The 21,859-nt window shown below is 52.6% G+C and carries 20 protein-coding genes and 4 pseudogenes; 7 read left to right on the top strand and 17 right to left on the bottom strand.

Going from position 1 to position 21,859, the window contains the following annotated elements:
• Positions 1–4: 4 nt before the first annotated feature.
• Positions 5–301: an integration host factor subunit alpha gene (gene ihfA / locus AU509_RS02345; RefSeq protein WP_026739352.1), complete on the top strand. Its 297-nt coding sequence runs from the start codon at positions 5–7 to the stop codon at positions 299–301.
• A gap of 29 nt (positions 302–330) precedes the next feature.
• Here ihfA and AU509_RS02350 read toward each other — a convergent pair whose 3' ends face one another.
• A complete protein-coding gene (locus AU509_RS02350) occupies positions 331–732 on the bottom strand; it encodes a nitrous oxide-stimulated promoter family protein (RefSeq protein ID WP_094117615.1) in 402 nt (133 codons plus the stop codon).
• A 150-nt stretch (positions 733–882) separates the two neighbouring features.
• Positions 883–1,706, bottom strand: a pseudogene (gene nadE / locus AU509_RS02355) (ammonia-dependent NAD(+) synthetase).
• A gap of 221 nt (positions 1,707–1,927) precedes the next feature.
• On the opposite strand from nadE, the gene osmE reads away from it, so the two are divergent.
• A complete protein-coding gene (gene osmE, locus AU509_RS02360; RefSeq protein ID WP_026739355.1) occupies positions 1,928–2,257 on the top strand; it encodes an osmotically-inducible lipoprotein OsmE in 330 nt (109 codons plus the stop codon).
• A gap of 71 nt (positions 2,258–2,328) precedes the next feature.
• Here osmE and AU509_RS02365 read toward each other — a convergent pair whose 3' ends face one another.
• From AU509_RS02365 to hxpB, 4 genes are all read right to left on the bottom strand, one after another.
• Complete coding sequence (locus AU509_RS02365; protein WP_094117558.1) at positions 2,329–3,720, bottom strand: L-cystine transporter; 1,392 nt, start codon at positions 3,718–3,720, stop codon at positions 2,329–2,331.
• A 115-nt stretch (positions 3,721–3,835) separates the two neighbouring features.
• Positions 3,836–4,438, bottom strand: a complete 603-nt coding sequence (locus AU509_RS02370; RefSeq protein WP_094117559.1) for a metal-dependent hydrolase — start codon at positions 4,436–4,438, stop codon at positions 3,836–3,838.
• 214 nt (positions 4,439–4,652) lie between these two features.
• The gene (gene adhP / locus AU509_RS02375; protein ID WP_176223445.1) at positions 4,653–5,669 is read right to left on the bottom strand and encodes an alcohol dehydrogenase AdhP; all 1,017 of its coding nucleotides are present in this window, start codon (positions 5,667–5,669) and stop codon (positions 4,653–4,655) included.
• A gap of 243 nt (positions 5,670–5,912) precedes the next feature.
• On the bottom strand, positions 5,913–6,578 hold the full coding sequence (hxpB, locus tag AU509_RS02380) for a hexitol phosphatase HxpB (RefSeq protein ID WP_094117560.1): 666 nt from the start codon (positions 6,576–6,578) through the stop codon (positions 5,913–5,915).
• Positions 6,579–6,785: 207 nt separating this feature from the next.
• Between hxpB and AU509_RS02385 the strand changes: the two genes are divergently transcribed.
• Positions 6,786–7,334 (top strand): YniB family protein, encoded by a 549-nt coding sequence (locus AU509_RS02385; RefSeq protein ID WP_094117561.1) that lies wholly within the window; start codon positions 6,786–6,788, stop codon positions 7,332–7,334.
• A 39-nt stretch (positions 7,335–7,373) separates the two neighbouring features.
• On the opposite strand, the gene AU509_RS02390 is transcribed toward AU509_RS02385, so the two are convergent.
• The 5 genes and pseudogenes from AU509_RS02390 to AU509_RS02410 all read right to left on the bottom strand — a co-directional run bounded on the left by AU509_RS02390 (position 7,374) and on the right by AU509_RS02410 (position 11,910).
• Positions 7,374–8,246: a fructosamine kinase family protein gene (locus AU509_RS02390; RefSeq protein ID WP_094117562.1), complete on the bottom strand. Its 873-nt coding sequence runs from the start codon at positions 8,244–8,246 to the stop codon at positions 7,374–7,376.
• 203 nt (positions 8,247–8,449) lie between these two features.
• A pseudogene (locus AU509_RS02395) lies at positions 8,450–9,288 on the bottom strand (metal ABC transporter permease).
• Positions 9,285–10,145: a metal ABC transporter permease gene (locus AU509_RS02400; protein ID WP_094117563.1), complete on the bottom strand. Its 861-nt coding sequence runs from the start codon at positions 10,143–10,145 to the stop codon at positions 9,285–9,287. The pseudogene AU509_RS02395 and the gene AU509_RS02400 overlap by 4 nt, the downstream one beginning before the upstream one ends.
• Positions 10,142–11,047: a manganese/iron ABC transporter ATP-binding protein gene (locus AU509_RS02405; protein ID WP_094117564.1), complete on the bottom strand. Its 906-nt coding sequence runs from the start codon at positions 11,045–11,047 to the stop codon at positions 10,142–10,144. Before AU509_RS02405 ends, AU509_RS02400 begins: the two co-directional genes overlap by 4 nt.
• Positions 11,044–11,910: a metal ABC transporter substrate-binding protein gene (locus AU509_RS02410; RefSeq protein WP_409359743.1), complete on the bottom strand. Its 867-nt coding sequence runs from the start codon at positions 11,908–11,910 to the stop codon at positions 11,044–11,046. Before AU509_RS02410 ends, AU509_RS02405 begins: the two co-directional genes overlap by 4 nt.
• A gap of 819 nt (positions 11,911–12,729) precedes the next feature.
• Between AU509_RS02410 and AU509_RS02415 the strand changes: the two genes are divergently transcribed.
• From AU509_RS02415 to rlmA, 3 genes and pseudogenes are all read left to right on the top strand, one after another.
• Positions 12,730–12,864, top strand: a complete 135-nt coding sequence (locus tag AU509_RS02415) for a DUF2627 domain-containing protein (RefSeq protein ID WP_085652505.1) — start codon at positions 12,730–12,732, stop codon at positions 12,862–12,864.
• 22 nt (positions 12,865–12,886) lie between these two features.
• Positions 12,887–13,095 (top strand): annotated as a pseudogene (cspE, locus tag AU509_RS02420) (transcription antiterminator/RNA stability regulator CspE).
• 87 nt (positions 13,096–13,182) lie between these two features.
• Entirely contained in the window at positions 13,183–14,001 is an 819-nt protein-coding gene (gene rlmA / locus AU509_RS02425) for a 23S rRNA (guanine(745)-N(1))-methyltransferase (RefSeq protein ID WP_085652490.1), read from the top strand.
• 59 nt (positions 14,002–14,060) lie between these two features.
• Here the strand turns inward: rlmA and mntP are convergent, their stop codons facing one another.
• From mntP to manX, 5 genes and pseudogenes are all read right to left on the bottom strand, one after another.
• Entirely contained in the window at positions 14,061–14,636 is a 576-nt protein-coding gene (gene mntP / locus AU509_RS02430) for a manganese efflux pump MntP (protein ID WP_085652489.1), read from the bottom strand.
• Positions 14,637–15,023: 387 nt separating this feature from the next.
• The gene (locus tag AU509_RS02435; RefSeq protein ID WP_094117566.1) at positions 15,024–15,482 is read right to left on the bottom strand and encodes a DUF986 family protein; all 459 of its coding nucleotides are present in this window, start codon (positions 15,480–15,482) and stop codon (positions 15,024–15,026) included.
• 54 nt (positions 15,483–15,536) lie between these two features.
• Positions 15,537–16,379, bottom strand: coding sequence for a PTS mannose transporter subunit IID (locus tag AU509_RS02440; protein WP_085652487.1), 843 nt, complete (start codon positions 16,377–16,379; stop codon positions 15,537–15,539).
• A gap of 13 nt (positions 16,380–16,392) precedes the next feature.
• A complete protein-coding gene (locus AU509_RS02445) occupies positions 16,393–17,193 on the bottom strand; it encodes a PTS mannose/fructose/sorbose transporter subunit IIC (protein ID WP_085652486.1) in 801 nt (266 codons plus the stop codon).
• A 66-nt stretch (positions 17,194–17,259) separates the two neighbouring features.
• Positions 17,260–18,214 (bottom strand): annotated as a pseudogene (gene manX, locus AU509_RS02450) (PTS mannose transporter subunit IIAB).
• Positions 18,215–18,810: 596 nt separating this feature from the next.
• On the opposite strand from manX, the gene AU509_RS02455 reads away from it, so the two are divergent.
• A complete protein-coding gene (locus tag AU509_RS02455; protein WP_094117567.1) occupies positions 18,811–20,370 on the top strand; it encodes a TerC family protein in 1,560 nt (519 codons plus the stop codon).
• Between the two features lie 56 nt (positions 20,371–20,426).
• Here the strand turns inward: AU509_RS02455 and AU509_RS02460 are convergent, their stop codons facing one another.
• Positions 20,427–21,788 carry an L-serine ammonia-lyase gene (locus AU509_RS02460; protein WP_094117568.1) on the bottom strand — a complete coding sequence of 454 codons (1,362 nt, stop codon included), beginning with the start codon at positions 21,786–21,788 and terminating at the stop codon, positions 20,427–20,429.
• Positions 21,789–21,859 lie beyond the last annotated feature (71 nt).

A 21,859-nucleotide genomic window follows, 5' to 3' on the forward strand; every position in this document is an offset into this window, starting at 1 on the left:
ACCTATGGCGCTTACAAAAGCTGAAATGTCAGAATACCTGTTTGAAAAGCTTGGGCTGAGTAAACGGGATGCCAAAGAGCTAGTCGAGTTGTTTTTTGAAGAAGTTCGTCGCGCTTTGGAAAATGGCGAGCAAGTCAAGTTGTCAGGGTTCGGCAATTTTGACCTGCGAGACAAAAACCAACGGCCGGGACGTAACCCAAAAACAGGCGAGGATATTCCGATTACGGCGCGCCGTGTGGTCACATTCCGTCCGGGGCAGAAGTTAAAGAGTCGGGTTGAGAATGCTTCACCTAAAGACTGAGTAAGTTTTAAGTAAACGAAAAGGCCGCTTTAGCGGCCTTTTTCTTTTACGGCTTCCTCTGAAATATCGTCTTGTAAATGAGGAATTTTTGTTTTGACTGGCGAAATCTCCGGTACAGGGCGGCGGTCGTCCCAAAGATGTCGGAGGGCGAGCACCGGATGATGTAGCAGCATTCGTGGCCCGGCCCAGCGCATGATAAGCTTCATCGCCTCACGTTTAGCGGGTTGATAACAGTGGATTGGACACTGCTTGCAGGCCGGTTTTTCCTCCCCGAAGTAACACTTATTGAGACGCTTTATTGCGTAGCGAAATAGCAGTGTATAGCTGTCATCGCCGACCTGAACGGGATGAGACTTAGCATACAGTTTTATCATTTGTTCAACCGTGCGAATCTCGCGCTGAATTCGTTTACCCGGTGGAGAGCGGTGCATCATTGTGTCTCACATTAGAGCGTTTGACTCATAGTGTAGATGGAATTGCCAGATCGGGAACCGGAGGTACGCGCAGAAAAGAAAACGGCAGCCAGGCTGCCGTTAATATTTGAGAGAGGACGCTAATGACAATGCGGGATAAAGTGTCGATTATTTCCAAAAATCGTCGAAAACGGTAATCGGCGGACGGCGCTTATGCTCCGTTTTGCGGTACCACTCCTCGATGATCGCCGCGTCGCGCTGATCGATATTTTTATCTTCCAGATAATCGTCGATATTCTCGTAGGTGACGCCCAAAGCCACTTCATCCGGCAATGCAGGACGATCTTCTTCCAAGTCGGCGGTCGGTGCTTTGGTATAGAGATGAGAAGGGCAGCCCAGAAGTTTCAGCAGCGCTTTACCCTGACGCTTGTTCAAGCGGAAAATCGGGTTGATATCGGTACCGCCATCGCCGTATTTAGTGAAAAAGCCCGTGACCGCTTCTGCCGCATGGTCCGTACCAACGACCAGCCCTGCATTCATTCCCGCGATGCTGTATTGCGCTTTCATACGCTCACGCGCTTTCTCGTTTCCCTTCACGAAATCAGACAGCTCTATGCCAAGTTCACGAAGCGTCGCTTCGCTGGCATCGACGGCGGGTTTGATATTGACAGTTAATACACGGTCCGGCTGGATAAACGCGATCGCATCCTGCAGTCCTGCTCGTCGGCCTGGACGCCATAGGGCAGGCGGACGGCGATGAACTGATAGGCTGAGTTGCCGGTTTCTGTACGCAGTTCATTGATGGCCGTTTGGCAAATTTTGCCTGTCAGCGTGGAATCCTGGCCGCCGCTGATGCCGAGCACCAGACTTTTGACGAAAGGATGCGCCTTAAGATAATTCTTCAAAAAATCAACGCTAACACGGACTTCCTGCGCGGGATCGATCGTGTTTTTGACGCCGAGTGCCTGAATGATGCTCTGCTGTAATGACATTTCGCCTCTCCTGAACCTATTGATACGGCAGCATAATTAGAACGATTGTCTCAGTTTAACGTGACTTCCCGTGGAGTAAAAGAACAAGTGCGCAGGATAGGACTGCGCTTGGTAGCCTATTTTCTTACCCATAATCAGTTCATTAAAGCATTGAGGTCGGGTTGATAAACCGCCTCTTGCCATCTAGCCTTAAGCTAACTAATACCAAAAGAGGTAATGCAATGAACAAGAATCGATTATTAATGTGTATTGCTGCAGGGCTGGTGCTCCTTTCTGGTTGTACGGCGTATGACCGTGCGGAGAATTACTTTACCAAGCCGGTGGTAAAAGACGTCAAAAAAGGGATGACCAAACAGCAGGTCAATCAAATCGCAGGTCCAGCCTCTACCCAGGCCACGATGATTAATGCACGTGGTACCTGTAACACCTATATCCTGGGGACTAAAGATAAGAAAATACAGTACTACTTCGTGAGCTTTGATGAAACGGGCCATGTACTGAATAAAGGCTTCCAGAGCTGTCAGGAATACGATACCCATCCTCAGAGCTAACGTTAGTCTGAGTCATAAAAAAGCCGAACATCTCGTTCGGCTTTTTCGTTTTTGAACGCGATCTATCAGACTTACTGCTGCTTTAATTCCGCATCTTCCCGTGAATTGAACACCTGCTTGTCCGTTTGCTTTAGTAGCTGGCTGGTTATCGTCCCCGCGGTCATAGAGCCGCTGACGTTCAACGCGGTGCGCCCCATATCAATCAGCGGTTCGATTGAGATAAGCAATGCCACCAGTGTCACCGGGAGCCCCATCGCAGGCAGGACGATCAGCGCCGCGAAGGTTGCGCCACCGCCCACGCCAGCGACGCCGGCGGAGCTGATGGTGACGATACCGACGAGCGTGGCGATCCAAACCGGATCGAACGGGTCAATACCAACCGTCGGTGCGACCATCACCGCCAGCATGGCAGGATATAGTCCTGCACACCCGTTCTGGCCGATGGTCGTGCCGAAAGAGGCGGCGAAACTTGCGATAGACTCGGGAATGCCCAGGCGTCGGGTTTGCGCTTCAATACTCAGCGGAATCGTGGCTGCGCTGGAGCGACTGGTGAAGGCAAAGGACAGTACCGGGCCGACTTTACGGAAGAAGCGAGCCGGGTTAACGCCAGTCAGTGAGAGCAGCAGGGCATGGACAACAAACATGATGGCCAGCCCCAGATAAGAGGCAACCACAAAGCTACCGAGCTTAATGATGTCCTGTAAGTTTGAACTGGCCACCATCTTAGTCATCAGCGCGAGGACACCGTATGGCGTCAGACGCATCACCAACCGCACCAGTTTCATTACCCACGCCTGAAGCGTATCAATGGCGATCAAAACCCGTTGGCCTTTTTCAGCGTCATCCTTCAGTAGTTGGAGCGCGGCGACACCCAGAAAAGCGGCGAAGATGACCACGCTGATGATGGCTGTCGGACTGGCGCCGGTGAGATCGGCGAACGGGTTTTTGGGGAGAAGCGACAGGATTAACTTCGGCACCGAAAGATCGGCGACTTTACCTGCATAGTTGCTTTCAATCGCTGACAACCGGGCCGTTTCCTGAGCCCCTTGTACGAGCCCCGAGGCGTTAAGCCCGAACAGATGAGTGACGAAGACGCCGACTAGTGCGGCAATTAACGTCGTGAAAAGCAGCGTACCGATGGTCAGCAAGCTGATTTTTCCCAGCGACGAGGCATTGTGCAACTTGGCGACCGAACTGAGAATAGATACAAAGACCAGCGGCATCACAACCATCTGCAGCAGCTGGACATAACCATTGCCGACGATATTGAACCAGGCAATTGACTGTGCAACGACCGGCGCGTTGCTACCGTAGATTAGGTGCAGCCCCAAACCTAATACGACGCCGATCACCAGACCCAGCAGGACTTTCTTCGCCAGACTCCAGCGTGCATTGCCGCAGTAACTTAGCGCGATCAGCAGTAGGGCGAAAACGATAATATTCAGTATGAGCGGAAAATTCATCTCCACTTCTCCCTCGTTGGTTATCTTTTATCTTGCTCCCCAGCGTGGGGAGGCAGGCGCGCTAGAATAGCAGGTCTTATCGGTAGGTGTTACCGGGAAACAGGGCAGGTTGCACCTAAAAACGCAGCAGGGTGCTACGTTGCGGCGTGAGTAATTGGTGGAGTTGCAAATTGAGGCCCTGAAGCCATTTCGTCGGCTGCGGGTAGTTCCAACTCTCCAACGACCGTTGAGGCTGCCACAACGACAAGATAATGAGGCCCGAACACAGCATTCGCTCAAGCTGATTACCTTTTTGGCTTTGTAATATAGGGAAGCGAAATCGCCAGCGACACGGCCACAATAGCGGCACGCCCGCGGAGGTTAGCATATCGGCCACGATATGACTGAGGTAGCCCACGATCATGGCGTGATAGACGTCGCCCGGAATGGGCCAATTTGTGGGAAGCTGAGTGTGGATAAAATACAGCCCGGCGATAATCGCCAACAGGCTATGGGTAAAGCCGCGATGTCCACACAGGCGCGCCACCGGAATGGATATCCACTTTAAGCGTTGGCCGAGTACCGACTTGGGATGGTCGATATCAGGCAGCAAGGACGTCAACATGGCCGCAGGAATGATGTGCCACCAGTCTCCGGCCGCAAGCGCGGGAGAAAGCTCTGCTTTTTTGGCGAATATGGCGCTGGCAACAGCGAATAGAAGGTGGCCTTCGGCGGTCATGCGATATCTCAGGAGGCTGTCATTTTATACAGTATAAAATAATGTGAGGAGAGGTGAAAGACGTGACGGCGTAACTCTTTGTGACAGCGAGCCCTGTTAACCGGTGTATTCAAGCAGATTTAGTGAGGCTGATGTGGCAAGCATGAGGCGAAAAGGGACGTCGAAGTGACAAGAACGAAATATCCCCGTGGCGAGATCCACGGGGAAGAGACGATTACAACGCCATATCGACGACGATACGGCCTTCGATCTTGCCAGCATGCATACGTGCGAAAATGTCGTTGATATTTTCCAGCGGTTCAACGGCGATATTCGCTTTTACTTTGCCTTTGCTGGCGAAGTCCAGTGACTCCTGCAGATCTTTACGCGTTCCCACGATGGAACCCCGCACGGTGATGCCATCCAGCACCATGTCGAAGATCGACAGGTCGAATTTGCCCGGCGGCAGACCGTTCAGCGCGATGGTGCCGCCGCGGCGGGCCATACCGATAGCCTGTTCGAACGCCTTCGGAGAGACGGCGGTGACGAGCACGCCATGCGCACCGCCGATTTCTTTTTTCAGATACGCCACCGGGTCGGTGCTTTTGGCATTGACGGTGACGGTCGCGCCAAGACGTTTGGCGAACGCCAGTTTGCTGTCGTCGATATCGACAGCGGCAACATTCAGGCCCATCGCCTTGGCATACTGAACCGCCAGATGGCCCAGACCGCCGATACCGGAAATGACGACCCAGTCGCCCGGTTTGGTATCGGTCATTTTCAGACCTTTATAAACCGTTACACCTGCGCAGAGGATCGGGGCGATTTCATTAAACTCGACGTCGTCCGGCAGGATACCCACGTAGTTGGCATCGGCCAGGCAGTATTCGGCGAAGCTGCCGTTAACGGAATAGCCGGAGTTCTGCTGTTTTTCACACAGTGTTTCCCAGCCGTCCAGACAGTAATCACAGTGTCCACAGGCGGAATACAGCCAGGGAACGCCCACGCGGTCGCCTTCTTTCAGGTGAGTGACGCCTGCGCCGATTTTCACCACGTGTCCGACGCCTTCATGACCCGGAATAAAGGGCGGGTTGGGCTTAACCGGCCAGTCGCCTTCTACGGCATGGAGATCGGTGTGGCATACGCCGGTTGCGGCAATTTTAACCAATATCTGACCTGGACCCACTTCCGGCACCGGCACCTGCTCGATTACCAGAGGCTGTCCAAAGGCTTTTGCGACTGCTGCTTTCATCATCATGAAACCATCTCCGTTGTATTGGTGGTATATCGATAGTAAGCGTAGCATATCGGTGAGATAAAAAATGTGAAAGAAGAAGCAAATTCATTCTCATTAACAGTTTGATATGCTTGTTAAAACCGTTTTTGGCGACGAAGATCACGTCCCTGTTTTTTGTAAGGAAAAAACGGGTAAGTCAGTGCTGGATTTAAGCGGGATGAACGGGTGCTCCAGACGCACGGAGCACCGCGATGTGGTTCAGGATATGTGGGCGGCGGTGAGTTGTTGCAGCGACTCCAATTTGACGTCCGCCAACGCCCAGCGCGCGTCGTTGCGCATCTCTGCCGCCGGAACGACGATAGAGCGCATGCGGGCAGCCTTGGTCGCGATCATGCCATTGACCGAGTCTTCCAGCGTGACGCAGGCGAGAGGGGAAACCTCCAGCGCTTGTGCAGCCCGCAGATAGACCTCAGGATGCGGCTTGCTATAGGGAAGTTGGTCTGCGGACATCAGCGTGTCGAAGTAACCGCGCAAATTAAACATCTCCAACACCTGTTCCAGCATAAACAGCGGCGAGGCCGAAGCCAGCCCAATTTTCAGATTTTGACTGCGGCACAGTTGCAGAGCCTGCTCCACGCCAGGCAATAAAGGACGAGTTTCTTCCACGCTCTGAATGGTGCGTTTGATGATGCGGGTGGTGACTTCTTCTTTGCTGGGCCCTTTCCAGGGAGAATGCTGATACCAGAGCGCAACGACCATATCGATGCGAAGACCCAGCAGGTCCGGCATGCCGTCGGTTGATGACATGTCCACGCCCAATCCGCTGATGATTTCATGTATGGAGCGCTCCCAGAACGGTTCGGAGTCAATCAGCAATCCGTCCATGTCAAAAATGGCCGCGTCGATGGGGTAAATAGCAGGCATAGGGTTGGGCTCCTGTGGTGGGGACAATCAAAGAGAGTGGCAATTATAAACCAGTTAGACGCTAAATCATTGCTTCAAAAGGCCATCCCTCAAGAAAACGTTGACTCGTTGGAAACCTGAAGTACCCTGCTAACGGGTTTTTATGTGTCTACACTAAGTGTTATCTCATTGAGATATTTAGGCTGCGTCACTCATCAAGGGGAACTCATGACGTATCAACAGGCAGGCCTCATCGCCGTGGTTAAGCGTATCGCGGGATGGATCATTTTTATTCCGGCCGTGCTTTCAACGATCATATCTCTGGCGAATGTCATTTATGACTTCACGGAGAGAAAGCAGGGCATAAATGGGGTGATGCAGGACTTTTTGCATTTGGTCGTGGAAGTCCTTCGCTTCAACACACCGTTTCTCAATCTCTTTTGGTATAACTCGCCGGTGCCGGATTTTAGCCGCGCCTTTGCTTCGCCGACCATGATGTTCTGGCTCATTTATATCCTGATCTTTGTTGGACTGGCGTTGCAGGTGTCCGGCGCGCGTCTTTCGCGGCAGGTGAAGCATATTCGTGAAGGTCTGGAAGATCAGATGATCCTGGAAAACGCCAAAGGCAGTGACGGGAAAACGCGTGAAGAGCTGGAAACCCGGGTCAAGCTTCCCCGTCATACCGTGCTGCTGCAATTCTTCCCGCTGTACATTTTGCCGATCATCGTCGCCGCTATTGGTTATGTCGTGTTAAAAGTCATCGGTCTGATTGCCTGACAACGAGAATGAGAGTGGGCGAGGCCCACTCCCACTCCGTCAATGCGAGTCCGCAGCGTGTAACTGGGCATCGATTGCCCGTTGAGCGGCCGCGATAAATTCCCCACCAAAAAGATTTGCCCGATTAAGCAGCGTATAAATTTGGTAAATCGGTTGCCGTTCCAAAAATCCCTTTTCCAGCGGCCAGACGTGTTGATAACCGTCGTAGATTTGCGGCGGTAGCGCTGGCATCAGCGGCAGCATCGCCAGATCGCACTCACGATCGCCCCAGTAGCAGGCCGGATCGAACAAATACACCCCATTGGCGCTGTTCCCCCAGTTATTCGACCACAAGTCGCCATGCAGCAATGAAGGCGGCGGCTGGTGGCCGGAGAGTTTTTGTTCTACGGCTGAAATCAACGTATCGATATCGCCGAAAAACATCCCTTTTTCCGCGGCCAGCTGCAGTTGCCAGCCGATACGCTGTTCGGCGAAGAAGCTGGACCAGCGGCGCTGCCAGGCATTGGGCTGAGGGGTGGTGGAGAGATCGTTATCGAAGTCGAAACCAAACTGAGGTTGCTCGCTCCACTGATGCAGGCGTGCCAGCTGTTCGCCGAGGCGCCATGCGCCGTGCGCATCCAGGGGTTTAAATTCAATGTATTGCAGTAGAAGAAAGCTGACGTCCCGGTGGCTGCCGACGCCATACACCTGAGGAACGTGTACCGTTTCGCTGCGGGCTAATAGCTCGAGCTGTTCCGCCTCCGCCCGAAATTTCGGCAACATTTCCCGGGTGTCGCTTTTGATAAAGACATCTTGCTCGCCGTAACGAAGATAACCTGCGGAATGGATCTCCCCGCCCGGCAGTTCCCTGCGATCCTGTAATTCTCCCGGCCCCAGGTATTCTGCCAATAATTGACCGATCGAGTGCCACATAGAGAAACCTCCTGTTGGAATGATGCGCTATATCGTTACGTGTGTAAGTTGTGTCCTCTGAAATTTGTCACCGTCGGCCGTTGTTTCGATTTGAGCGGGCGGCGGGTAGGGTATTGAAGTGTTGTGGTTAAAAAAGCAGCGTTAGACTTACCATACCGCCAACCGCAATCTCTTGTCACGGTCGGCGGTCTGAATTTGTGCGATTAGGCGCTGACGCGCGGGCGGCGAGAACGTATTTGGTGGTAACTCAGTGCGGCAGCAAACAAACATGCCTGAATAATGACGATACAAGGACCGGTTGCGCCATCGATATAAAAACTGACCAGCGTGCCTGAAACGCAGGATAAAACGGATACGATCGTCGCGACGAACAGCATGCGGTCAAACGTCTTGCAGATCATATAAGCGATGATGCCGGGAGCGATCAGCATGGCGATGACCAGAATGACGCCAACGGCCTGCAATGAGGCGACGATGGTCAGCGACAGCAGGCATAACAGCCCATAGTGCAGCCAGGTTACCGGCAGTCCGATCACTCGGGCGTGGTTAGGGTCAAAGCAATACAACATGAAGTCCCGGCGGCGCAGCAGCACGATGGATAGTGTGACGGCAGCGATAATGGCGATTTGCCACAGATCATCCGATGAAATCCCCAGCACGTTGCCAAACAGGATGTGAGAGAGATGCTGGTCGCTGTCGACGCGGGCAAACATCACCAGTCCCAGCGCGAACATACCGGAGAAAATAATCCCCATGACGGTATCCTCTTTCACCCGGCAGTGGGTTTTTACATACCCGGTGGCGACCGCGCAAAACAGGCCCGAGGCGAACGCGCCTATGGCCAGTGGAATACCAAGCGAAAAGGCCAGCACAATCCCCGGCAGCACGGCGTGGGAAATCGCATCTCCCATCAACGACCAGCCTTTAGCACCAAATAACAGGACAGCACCGCGCAAACGACGCCGGTGATCACCGCTGCCAATAGGGCACGTTGCATGAAGGGGTAACTCAGCGGGTCGATAATCCAGTGAAGCAAACTCATACGTGCTCTCCCCGGCTGGCCTGCCGCCGTTGGCGACGTGCGGCCAGCAGACCATGTTTCGGCGCAAACACAAAGGCGATCAGGAACACCAGCGTTTGTAGCGTGACAATGATGCCGCCGGTGGCGCCGTCGAGGAAGAAACTGACATAAGCGCCTATCGCACTGGTCAGCGTGCCCACCGCGATTGAGATCAAAATCAGGTAACCAAACCGGTCGGTCAGCAGATAGGCCGTCGCGCCCGGCGTAATCACCATCGCGATCACCAAAATCGCGCCGACGGTTTGTAGCGCCGCGACGGTACAGGCGCTCAATAGGGTAAAGAACAATATTTTCAGCCTCATCGGCGACAGACCGATCGAGCTGGCATGGTTTTCGTCGAAAAACACGGCCAGCAAATCCTTCCAACGCAGGCACAAGATAATGAAGGTGACAGTGATGATGACCAGCACCTGCAGGACGTCTTCATCGGCGATACCGAGTATATTGCCGAAGATAATCGACTGCACGTTGATGGATGTTGGGTTCAGCGAAATGATCAGCAGTCCGACGGCGAAGAAGGTCGAAAAGATAAAGCCGATGATGGCGTCTTCTTTCAGGCGTGTCAGGTGTTTGACAAATGTCATAGCCAACGCGGCCAGCATCCCGCTGAAAAATGCGCCAGCGGCATAAGGCAAGCCCAACGCATAGGCGCCGGCGACGCCGGGAACGACCGAATGTGACAGTGCATCGCCCATTAAAGACCAGCCCTTCAGCATCAGATAGGCGGAAAGAAATGCGCAGACGGCGCCGACCATGCCACTGACCCAGATGGCTTTCAGCATATAGTCGTAGCTAAAGGGAAGGAGTAATTCGCTCATGGCGTTTTTTTCTCCCCCGGCAACTGGCTGAACGTCGGCGGATCGCTTTTCGTGGAGCCATAGAATACGGCCGGGCGCTCATCATCCGTCAGTACCGTGACACAGCGACTATCGTCATCATCGTGCAGGTGGGTTCCCCCCAAATTGATGTGGCGAAGTACGCCGCCAAAAGTTTTCTCCAGATTAGACTGGGTGAAGGTACTGTGAGTGGGGCCGGCGGCAAGTACGGTGCGGTTGACCAAAATGACGTGGTCGCAGAACTCCGGCACGCTACCGAGATTGTGGGTGGCGACGAGGATGAGATGTCCTTCAGCCCGAAGGGCGCGTAGCAGGTCGACGATGGCATTTTCTGTTTTAACATCCACGCCGGTAAACGGTTCGTCCAACAATAAAACGCGGCCCTGTTGAGCCAACGCTCTCGCGAGGAAAACACGTTTTTTCTGTCCGCCGGACAGCTCGCCGATTTGGCGATCGCGCAGGGCGGACAGCCCGACGCGCTCCAGCGCTTCCGCGACGAGGGCTTTATCTTTCGCCCCCGGTATCCGTAGGAAGTTCATCTTGCCGTAACGTCCCATCATGACGACGTCGGAAACGCGCACTGGGAAATTCCAGTCGACCTCTTCGGTTTGCGGTACATAGGCGACCAGGTTTTGTTTCAGGGCGACAGAGATAGGTTGCTGATTCAGCTGTACCGCGCCGCTGGTGGGTTTCACCAGCCCCATAATGCTTTTGAACAGCGTGGATTTGCCGCTGCCGTTGACGCCGACCAGCGCGCAAATTGTGCCGTCGGTCAACGAAAAAGAGGCGTCATGGATGGCCTGATGGCCGTTGTTATAGGTGACGGATACTGACTGTACGTCCAATGACAGCGGACCGAGCGCTGCTGCGGCTGTTTGGCTCATCGTTCGAATCCTTTCGCTATGGTGTCCACCGTAACGCGAAGCAGATCCAGATAACTGGGCACAGGGCCGTCCGGCGTAGACAGGGAGTCGACATACAGAACACCGCCGTATTTGGCCCCGGTTTCCTTACTGACCTGACGCGCGGGCTTATCGGATACGGTGCTTTCGCTGAAGATCACCGGAATGTGCTTCTGACGAACCTGATCGATAACCCGGCGGACTTGTTGCGGCGAGCCTTGTTCATCGGCATTGATGGGCCACAGGTAAATCTCTCCCAACTGATAATCTTTGGCGAGGTAGCTAAACGCACCTTCGCTGGTCACCAACCAGCGTTGATCCTCGGGAATGCGAGCGAGTCGTTCGCGCAGCGGGGCGTCAATGGCTTTGATTTTTTCGGCATAGACGCGGGCGTTCTCGTTATAAATCGCGGTATGGGTGGGATCGTACTTCACCAGCCCCTGGCGGATATTCTCAACATAAATCAGTGTGTTGGAAGGAGACATCCAGGCGTGAGGATTCGGATTGCCGTTGTAGGCGCCTTCTCTGATGGGGAGAGGTGTAATGCCTTCAGTTACCACCACGGCAGGCACGTTTTTAATGTTCTCGAAAAAGCGTGTGAACCAACGCTCCAGATTCATCCCGTTCCACAAAATTAGCTGAGCCGATTGGGTTTTGACGATGTCTCTCGGTGTCGGTTGATAATCGTGGATATCCGCGCCCGCCTTAGCGATGGAAACCACCGTCGCGGCATCGCCAGCCACGTTTTGGGCCATATCCTGAATAATCGTGGAGGTTGTGACGACACGAAATTTCTCCGCCGCGTGCGCGGGGGCTAAGGTGAATACACTGAAAAATATCCCGATGAGGGCATGAGACGAGAAGGCAAGACAGTTTCGGAACGGCTTCATTCGAGATCCTCAGAGGCTGACTTAATTGTTTAAATGATAATGGTTATCATTTATGGATGGTATGATGCTCCCTGAAAGGTGTCAATCTCTTCAAATTCTAAACAATCGTCGGTCAGCAAACCTGACCAAAGCGCTCGTCGCAGAGGGTATCGGCATCCGATATGAGGTTAGCGCAAGATTAATGAATATCGTAAAATGTTACAATCTTTGTGTGGATGTAGTGAGAGGGTGGTTTTGTGGCCAGAATCAGTTATTAGCTCCTGATGACACAACGAGACTTCATAGACGTCAGCGTCATGAAACTCACGAATCTAATGACGTAGGCTTCAGCACATCATTATCGAAAGGCGAAAGTAACGGTTTCAGAGGTACCGATGGGTCCAAATGTGGGATTGAATCGCGTATATCCGCAGACAAGGAAGTGGGGGAGGCATTAAAGACCAAGCGTTAAATGTTAGTACTTATCGTGACTGATGTTTTAATGTTCAATCACATTTTGAGGTCTTTACCAATAATAAAAAATTAATTAATCAGGATGGTGGCGACCTCACGGTAGGGTGCCATAATAATGCTAACCAAAGTAAGGTTATCTCGCGTATTCATTTTTATCATCAAACTGCGCACTAATAATGCCAGTTATTAGAAATAGATATGTGAATAAAGCATGAAATATACGAATTTGTGCGTCGTGCCGGTCATTGGTAAAAAATGGCTTGCCAAGGATCACAGAGTATGTGATAACGCATTTGGATGAAACGAGGTTCAGTTCTGTATATGAATGGCATTTTCCGTAAAGAAGTCTTGAGTACTAACGTTCACGTTGAATACCACTTCTCTGTCGATCCTTACTTTGGTGCCTCTAGCAGCAACGACTCAAGTTTATCTGTACAACGCCCTCGGGCGGTCTAGAACGTTTAAAGGAAATATTGAAATGGCAAAGATTAAAGGTCAGGTTAAGTGGTTCAACGAGTCTAAAGGTTTTGGCTTCATTACTCCGGCTGACGGCAGCAAAGATGTATTCGTACATTTCTCTGCAATCCAGGGTAACGGCTTCAAACTCTGGCTGAAGGCCAGAACGTTGAGTTTGAAATTCAGGATGGCCAGAAAGGTCCTTCAGCAGTAAACGTTACTGCACTGTAATTTACAAATTCTGCGTAATAAAACCCGCCTCGATGCGGGTTTTTTGTTTTTGTCGTAAGCCAAAGTATGCAACAAAAAGGTAACAAGATGTCGTCTGCGCCGTATCAATGTCCCCTGTGCCATCAGCCCCTCCAACCAGAATCCTCCCGCTGGACCTGCGGACAGCACCATTTTGATCGCGCGAAAGAAGGGTACGTTAACCTCCTCCCGGTGCAGTTCAAACGGTCGAAACAACCCGGAGACAACGCGGAGATGATGCAAGCCCGCCGCGCTTTTTTGGACGCAGGTCATTATTTGCCTCTACGGAGTCATCTTTGCGATGCGCTGACGAACCAGATGACGGGGCAGGTTGAGTCAGTGCTGGATATTGGCTGTGGCGAAGGGTACTACACCGATGCTTTATCATCATGCCTGGCGGATGCTGGCGTACAGGTGTTCGGTTTAGATGTCTCTAAAGTGGCGATTCAACGCGCCGCTCGCCGCTACCGTCAGGTGAATTTTTGCGTTGCGTCGAGTCAGCGCTTGCCGTTCAACGCGCACTCATTAGATGCGGTATTGAAGATCTACGCTCCGTGTAACGATAAAGAGCTGGATCGCGTCGTGAAGCCGGGCGGTTTGGTGATGACGGTTTCCCCAGGTCCACGGCATTTATATCAGCTAAAAGAACGCATTTATCGAGATGTAAAACTGCATCCGATGAAGGAAGAAATGCTGGTGGGATTTGAACTGGAGAACACGGAAACGCTTCGCTACACGTTGTCGCTGACGGGAGAGGAAGCAGCAGCCTTGTTGCAGATGACGCCTTTTGCATGGAAAGCGACGCCGGAAGTGATGGCAACATTAATGGCAGAATCGTTGTTTGAATGTGAAACGGATTTTCTGATTCGAACTCACCGCAAGTTGTAGCGGTAATGGATAAATGGATAGGCAGGACAGCGAAAGAGTCGCTGCACCTGCCTCATCTATCAGGCCAGATTGGACAGGTGACTGTAGAGAATATTACAACCGATACCAATCAACACCACGCCTCCCATGATCTCGGCTTTTTTGCCGAGCAACGGTCCGACGTAACGGCCAATCATCATTCCGAAGGTCACCATAATCATGGTGGCGCAGCCAATCACCATCGCGGTATGAACAATATTGACCTGCAAGAAAGCGAGTCCCACTCCTATCGCCATGGCGTCGAGACTGGTGGCGATAGCGGTGCAGACTAACGTGAAGAGACCGTGTTTGCGGATTTTTCCAGATTGAGACGAGGTGTCTTCCCCCTTGGATCCTTCGACAATCATACGCGCGCCGAGGATAAACAGCAGGCTGAAAGCGACCCAATGATCCCATTCGATGATGAAGCGGCTGGCGTAAAAGCCGAGGCCCCAACCGATCAAAGGCGTAATAGCTTCTATAAGACCGAAAATAAGTCCGGTACGGACGGCTTCGCTGAAGCGGGGCTTGTGTAAGGCGGCGCCTTTACCGATTGAAGCGGCGAAAGCATCCATGGACATGCCAAAGGCAAGAATTAAAGTTGCTGATAGATTCATTGTAAATAGCCTCGGCGGGGCATTTCTCCATATCACGCTATCTATCCCCCAACCAGATAATAGATCGCGTGCATATGGTCTCGCCTGCCTGTCTGGCCGTTCGCACCACGTTTTTTAGAAAAACGAGCATGTTGACACGAACATTCCTGATAAAAAATCGTCAGAAATTGGCTACTCCCCAAATGACCGCGCAACCTTAACATATTATTTCCGAGCTAAACAACAATAAATAGATTAAGGAAAACAAACGCAACTGATAATTATTTTCACCTTTGACATCTGTGAAACAATCCAGATGGATGACTGCATGGATTGCATGGATAATAACCGATAGGCATGATGCTGATTATCTTTCAGTCATTCCTCGTTGGTTCGCATGATTTCAATTCATTGATTTTCAATCATAAACTGATAGATTCTTTCCAAGTCATCTAACTCGTTGACGCTGATTTGCAACGCTTTTTTCTCCAGAGAAATAACCAGAATGCCGTCCTCGGATAATGTAATTTTTTTTATTCTCCCATAAGAAATAAAGATATTCTCATAAAAGAAACCTTGCGGTTTAAATAACAATTTTGGGTATCTAATGAAAGAAAGATAAATAACCATCAATATCAGCGAGAACAGTAATACAGTCGTTAATGTAGTCCCGTAACTCGTGATATTTTTATAGATTAAAATGCCAATCAACCCGATATAAATTAACGCATCTAAATGACTACGACGGCGTAATAAAATTCGCAGACGTGTCGGGCCTTTGCGTCGGTCCATCATAAATTCATCATAAACGGCGTAGATAAGGGTGAGGGCGATGCAGAGGATAATGACGATATCGGAGAAACTCATGGCGACTCCATAAATGGGCCGGGGACAGCAACAACCCTCCCCGGCAGGAGAACGTTACAGACCCAGAAGACCAATCCAGTAACCAAAAATGCCGATCGCGAAGAAGCCCATGATCAGCCAAAGTGCGTTTACCTTGCGGCGAAGCAGCCACATACAGCCGAAAGTCAGCAGCAGTGGCACCAGACCCGGCATCAGTTGGTCGAGAATGGATTGCACGGTCGTGACCGTGGTCTGTCCATCCTGACCGGTCACACGCGACACCACCATGGGAATGTTAACGTGCGTCCACTTGTTAACCAATGCGCCCATGACAAACAGGCCGAGGATGGACGCCCCTTCCGTCATTTTTTGCAGAAGACCTCCGCCCATATCGCTGACGATATCCGCGCCTTTTTTGTAACCGTAAGCGACGCCGTAATAACGCACCAGCAGACGCACCAGATTAAAGAGCACGAAGAACAAGACCGGGCCGAGCAGGCTACCCGTCATGGCAATCCCAGCACCGAGTGCGGCGAATACCGGACGGGCGGTTCCCCAAAAGATAGGATCCCCGACGCCGGCTAATGGCCCCATCAGCCCCACTTTAAGTCCGTTGATAGCGCCGTCGTCGATGGGGGCGCCATTGGCCCGCTGTTCTTCCATCGCCATGGTGACGCCCAGTATCGGGGCGGCGGCGAAGGGGTGGGTATTGAAGAACTCCAGATGGCGCTTGATGGCCTGTTTGCGTTCATCCGAATTTTCCGGGTATAAGCGCCGAATCACCGGCACCATCGAGAAACAGAAGCCGAGCGCTTGCATACGCTCGAAGTTCCACGATCCCTGAAACAGGTTAGAGCGAATAAACACGCCTCGCACGTCGCTGGCAGTGAGTTTTTTTACTTCGGTTGAATCAGTCATGATGTCACTCCGGTTAATCCAGTTCGTTGTCGAGATCGTTATTGCCTTGGGCGGGAGCCGCTGCGCCTTGAACCTTGTTGTATTTCGGACTGAGCTGGATATACAGCATGGCCATCACGACGCCAATCACACCCAGGGCCACCAGGTTGAAGTTAGTGAAGGCCGCGGTGACGAAGCCGAGGTAAAAGAACGGCATCAGATAGCCGGCGCGCATCATGTTGATGACCATCGCGTAACCGACCACAACAATCATGCCGCCCGCGATATTGAGGCCGTTAGTGACGACGTCCGGTATGGAGGACAGCAGGGTGTGAACCACTTCGGTTCCGACGGAAATCGCGACGAGTACGGCCGGAATGGCAATACGCATGGCCTGCAACAACAGAGCGGAGATATGGAGCCAACTGATGGCCGACAGGTTGCCGCGCTCGGCTGCGCTGTCCGCCGCATGCTGGAAAGCCACGGTGATGGTCCGGACAATAATCGTCAGCACCTGACCCGCCGCTGCCAGCGGAATAGCCAGCGCGATCCCGGCGCCGACGCTCTGTCCGCCAGCTATAACCAGAATGGTGGAAATGATGGAAGCCAGGGCGGCATCGGGGGCCACGGCGGCCCCGATATTCATCCAGCCCAAGGCAATCATTTCCAATGTTCCGCCGATAATAATACCGGTCTTAATATCTCCGAGAACAAAACCAATTAAGGTACAGGCCACTAAAGGACGATGAAACTGGAACTCATCAAGAATGGAACCCATTCCTGATATACAAGCTACGATAAATATCAGCACAATTTGAAGCGTGGTGATCTCCATTGTACTTCTCCTGTATGAATAGCGTTCTAAGTGTTTAAATGGTTACGCATCACTATATTTGGTGTATTAACGAGTCGCCTTGTTAATTAAATCCATCATATTGATCTTGCTGTCGCTTGAAACTTTACGGACCTCAAGTTCAATGCCGCGCGCAGCCAGCTTGCGGAATGCCTCAATATCTTTTTCGTCTATGGATACGGCGTTATTGACCTGTATTTTTCCTTGTCGGTAGGCCATGCCGCCAATATTGACTGACGGCAACTCCACACCGGCTTCAACCAGCGTCTCGACATCGGTCGGATTGGTGAATAGCAGCATGACGCGGTCGCCCGCATATTTGGGATTGTTGTAGACACGAATCGCTTTCGCGACATCCACCACATGCGCGCTGACTCCGGGCGGAGCCACCTGCGTCAGCAGCGTTTTGCGCACATTGTCGGCCGCCACTTCATTGCTGACAACGATGATGCGGTTGACGTTGGTTTCTTTCGTCCAGCGGGTGGCGACCTGGCCATGAATCAACCGGTCATCGATACGCGCCAAACCGATTTTCATGTGGCCGCCGGAGCCAGGGGTGGCCATGGGGGCGGCGGAGGCTTCGCCGCGGGTTTGGCAGGAGCGGCATCCGCCGTTTTCAGCGCTTTGACGCCCGCGCGACCCGCTTCGAGGGCGATGGCGACCAAATCGGCAAAGCGCGGATCATCGTCACGCGCCATAAACGTTTCAACCAGCATGGGGATGTTGGTCCCGGTGACCACCTCATGGTTTTGTTTATCCATGACCAGGCGGCTCGCCGCGTTGAAAGGCTGCCTCCCCAGGTATCAACCAGGAAGAGAACGCCCTGATCCGTATCCAGCTCGCCGAGCTTGGTCTCGTATTTTTCCAACAGTGTTTCTGCATTTTCGCCGGGAACAAAATCAATCCAACCGACGTTGTCCTGTTTTCCCAGGATCATTTCAGCCGTATTGAGTAAGGGCCCGGCAGTGGCACCGTGAGTGCATAAGATAATTGCGATACTCACTTGCTACCTCCTCGTTAAACACCCTTCATTATCAGGTGTGCTGTGTACAGAGATGACGGGATACGCCTAAGTGAATGGTTTCCCATTTTGTTGACAAAAGTGCACAAAAGGCTTTTCCGAGTCTGTGTTATCAAGAAAGCGAATTCCGTCTGGGACGAGCTATGAAACGATTCAAGCTGTTCGGAAATGTCTCAGTCAGCCGCGACTTATTTTATGTTGCGAAAAAATAAATAGTGTGATGACGATCTCCAATCATTCGGGGCGGAAAGTAATCAGTTATATGAATAGTTAAAAGTGTGGTCTTGTTATCAATATTGGCGAAGAAAGTGCGACTATAGAAAAACTTTGTTAAAACCAGAAACAACCTGCTAGAGTTAACTTTCTTTCAATTAAAGAGGAGTTACAGGCGGACGCCTTTCCTATGGACTGTCATCGACGATTCATTTCTATTACACCGGCTGCGGCGGGTGATTGGTACTTCTTAACCGGCCCTTCCGGCCCACATCAGCCTCAAGCCGATCGTGCACACATCTCAACCTTATTCAAAAACGCCGTGACATTAATGTCATTAGTTCGTTCATTTTTCGGAGTCTGACATGGAATTTTTGCTAGATCCTTCAATCTGGGCAGGCTTATTGACGTTGGTGGTACTCGAAATTGTTCTGGGCATCGACAACCTGGTGTTTATCGCGATTCTGGCGGATAAGCTCCCGCCGAAACAGCGTGACAAGGCCCGTATCATCGGCCTGTCGCTCGCACTGTTGATGCGTCTGGGACTACTTTCGTTGATTTCCTGGATGGTGACGCTGACGCGTCCCCTGTTCCACGTCGGTGAATTCAGCTTTGCCGGTCGCGACCTGATTCTGCTTGCCGGGGGGATATTCCTTCTCTTTAAGGCGACGATGGAGCTGCATGAGCGGTTAGAAAACCGTCCGCACGATCCTAACGCCAGCCGCGAGCATGCCAATTTCTGGGCCGTTGTCATTCAGATCGTGATTCTCGATGCGGTGTTCTCTCTGGATGCGGTAATCACCGCCGTCGGGATGGTTAACCACCTGGGTATCATGATGACCGCGGTGATCATCGCCATGGGCGTGATGTTGCTGGCTTCCAAACCGCTGACGCGCTTCGTGAATGAACACCCCACGGTCGTGGTGCTCTGTCTGAGCTTCCTGCTGATGATCGGGCTTAGCCTGGTGGCCGAAGGTTTTGGTTTCCATATTCCTAAGGGATACCTCTACGCGGCGATCGGTTTCTCCATCGTCATCGAACTGTTTAATCAGATTGCGCGTCATAACTTCGCTAAGCACCAGTCTCATCGCCCCATGCGTGAGCGTACCGCCGAAGCGATTTTGCGTCTGATGGGCGCACGCGCCAAACACAACGAACAGGATGATGAAGAACAGCCTCAGGCGCGTATCGAAGAGACATTCGCCGAGGAAGAGCGCTATATGATCAGCGGTGTCCTGACGCTGGCATCGCGTTCACTGCGCAGCGTCATGACGCCGCGGACGGAAATTTCCTGGGTGGATAGCGAACGCTCCACGGAAGAGATCCGCATTCAGCTGCTGGATACGCCGCATAGCTTGTTCCCGGTCTGCCGTGGTGAGCTGGACGAGCTGGTGGGCGTCGTGCGTGCGAAAGATCTGCTGGTGGCGCTGGAAGAGGGTCAGGATGTGGAAACCTTCGCCGCCGTGACGTCGCCTATCGTGGTGCCGGAAACGTTGGATGTCATCAATCTGCTGCCGGTCCTGCGACGCGCGAAAGGCAGTCTGGTGATGGTGACCAACGAATTTGGCGTCGTACAGGGTCTGGTGACGCCGTTGGACGTGCTGGAAGCGATCGCCGGTGAATTCCCTGACGAGGATGAAACGCCGGAGATTGTCGCCGACGCCACTGGCTGGCTGGTGAAGGGCGGAACCGATCTGCACTCGCTGCAGCAGGCGCTGGACATGCAGGATCTGGTGGACCCGAAAGAGGATTACACCTCGCTCGCCGGATTGCTGCTGGCTCACAGCAATGAGTTCCCGCATGTTGGAGAGGTGCTGGAGTTCAGCCACCTGAGATTTACCATCATGGCGGCCAGCGAATACCGTATCGAACTGGTGCGTATTGAACGCGTCGTTGACCAACAGGATCAAGACGAAGAGGCGTAACTCGCTTCGCTATCGGCTGTGCGCATCCGCGCACAGCCTTCTACATTCGGCGCCGTTTAATCACATTGGACTTTGATTGCCAATCCGCCGCGCGACGTCTCCCGATATTTCGCATTCATATCCTTACCGGTTTCATACATCGTTTCGATCACTTTATCTAACGACACGCGAGGCTCGGACGTGCGCCGCATGGCCATGCGCGATGCGTTGATCGCTTTGACGGCCGCAACAGCATTGCGCTCAATACAGGGCACCTGTACCTGACCGGCGACCGGATCGCAGGTCAGCCCCAGATTGTGCTCCATGCCAATCTCAGCGGCGACGCAGACCTGTTCAGGACTGCCGCCCAGCAGTTCGGTCAGACCGGCCGCAGCCATCGAGCATGCCACCCCGACTTCGCCCTGACAGCCGACCTCAGCGCCCGAAATGGAGGCATTCATTTTGTACAAAATCCCGATTGCGCCTGTTGTCATGAAATAGGGCAAGAACACCTGCGGACCGACGGGCTCAATGAAGCGATCGTAGTACGCCAGTACGGCAGGTACGATGCCGCAGGCCCCGTTGGTCGGCGCCGTGACGACGCGACCGCCCGCCGCATTTTCTTCATTGACGGCCAAAGCGAACATATTGACCCAATCTACGACGGACATAGGATCTTGCGTCAGGGCGGTGGATGACATGAGCATACGTCGCAGCGCGGCCGCACGCCGGGGAACGCGTAGCGGGCCGGGCAGCAGTCCTTCAGTATTAAGACCGCGGTCGATGCACTGGCTCATGGCGCGCCAGACATTCGCAAAATAGTCATCGATCTCGGCCTGAGGCCGAATCGCGCGCTCGTTGCGTAACATCAGTGCGGAGATGGACAGACCGTTAGCCTTACACAATGCGAGCAGCTGCTGCGCTGAATCGTAAGGATAGGGCACCTCAACGGGGGCGATGACCGGTTGACCAAAGTGAGCTTCGTCAACGATAAATCCGCCGCCGATAGAGTAGTAGGTTTGACGGTAAATCAACGTATTGCCCGCGTATGCGCTCAGCGTCATGCCATTTTCATGCAGCGGCAGATTGTCCCAATGGAACGTCAGATCTTCCGTCTGGGAAAACGTCACGTCATGCTGCCCGTTCAGCGGCAAACGCTGGTGGAGGGCGACATCCTGAATGAACGTGGGAATGGCATCGATATCAACGGTATCTGGCTGATTGCCAGCGAGCCCCAGAATGATCGCAATATCCGTATGGTGGCCTTTGCCGGTCAACGCCAGCGAGCCATAAATGTCTACCTTTACGCTATCCGTGTTGGCGAGAAGGCCGACCTGCTCCAGTTCATCGACGAACTGTTTACCGGCCTTCATCGGTCCAATAGTGTGAGAACTGGACGGCCCGATGCCGATTTTGTACATGTCGAAAACGCTTATCACGCACCACTCCTTTAAACGTCCGTCGAATGCCTTTATTAGGCGGCTAAATATGGGCGCTATTGTAGTGGTAA

Origin of the sequence: Lonsdalea britannica, assembly GCF_002111595.1 — a bacterium.
Lineage (GTDB): Bacteria > Pseudomonadota > Gammaproteobacteria > Enterobacterales > Enterobacteriaceae > Lonsdalea > Lonsdalea britannica.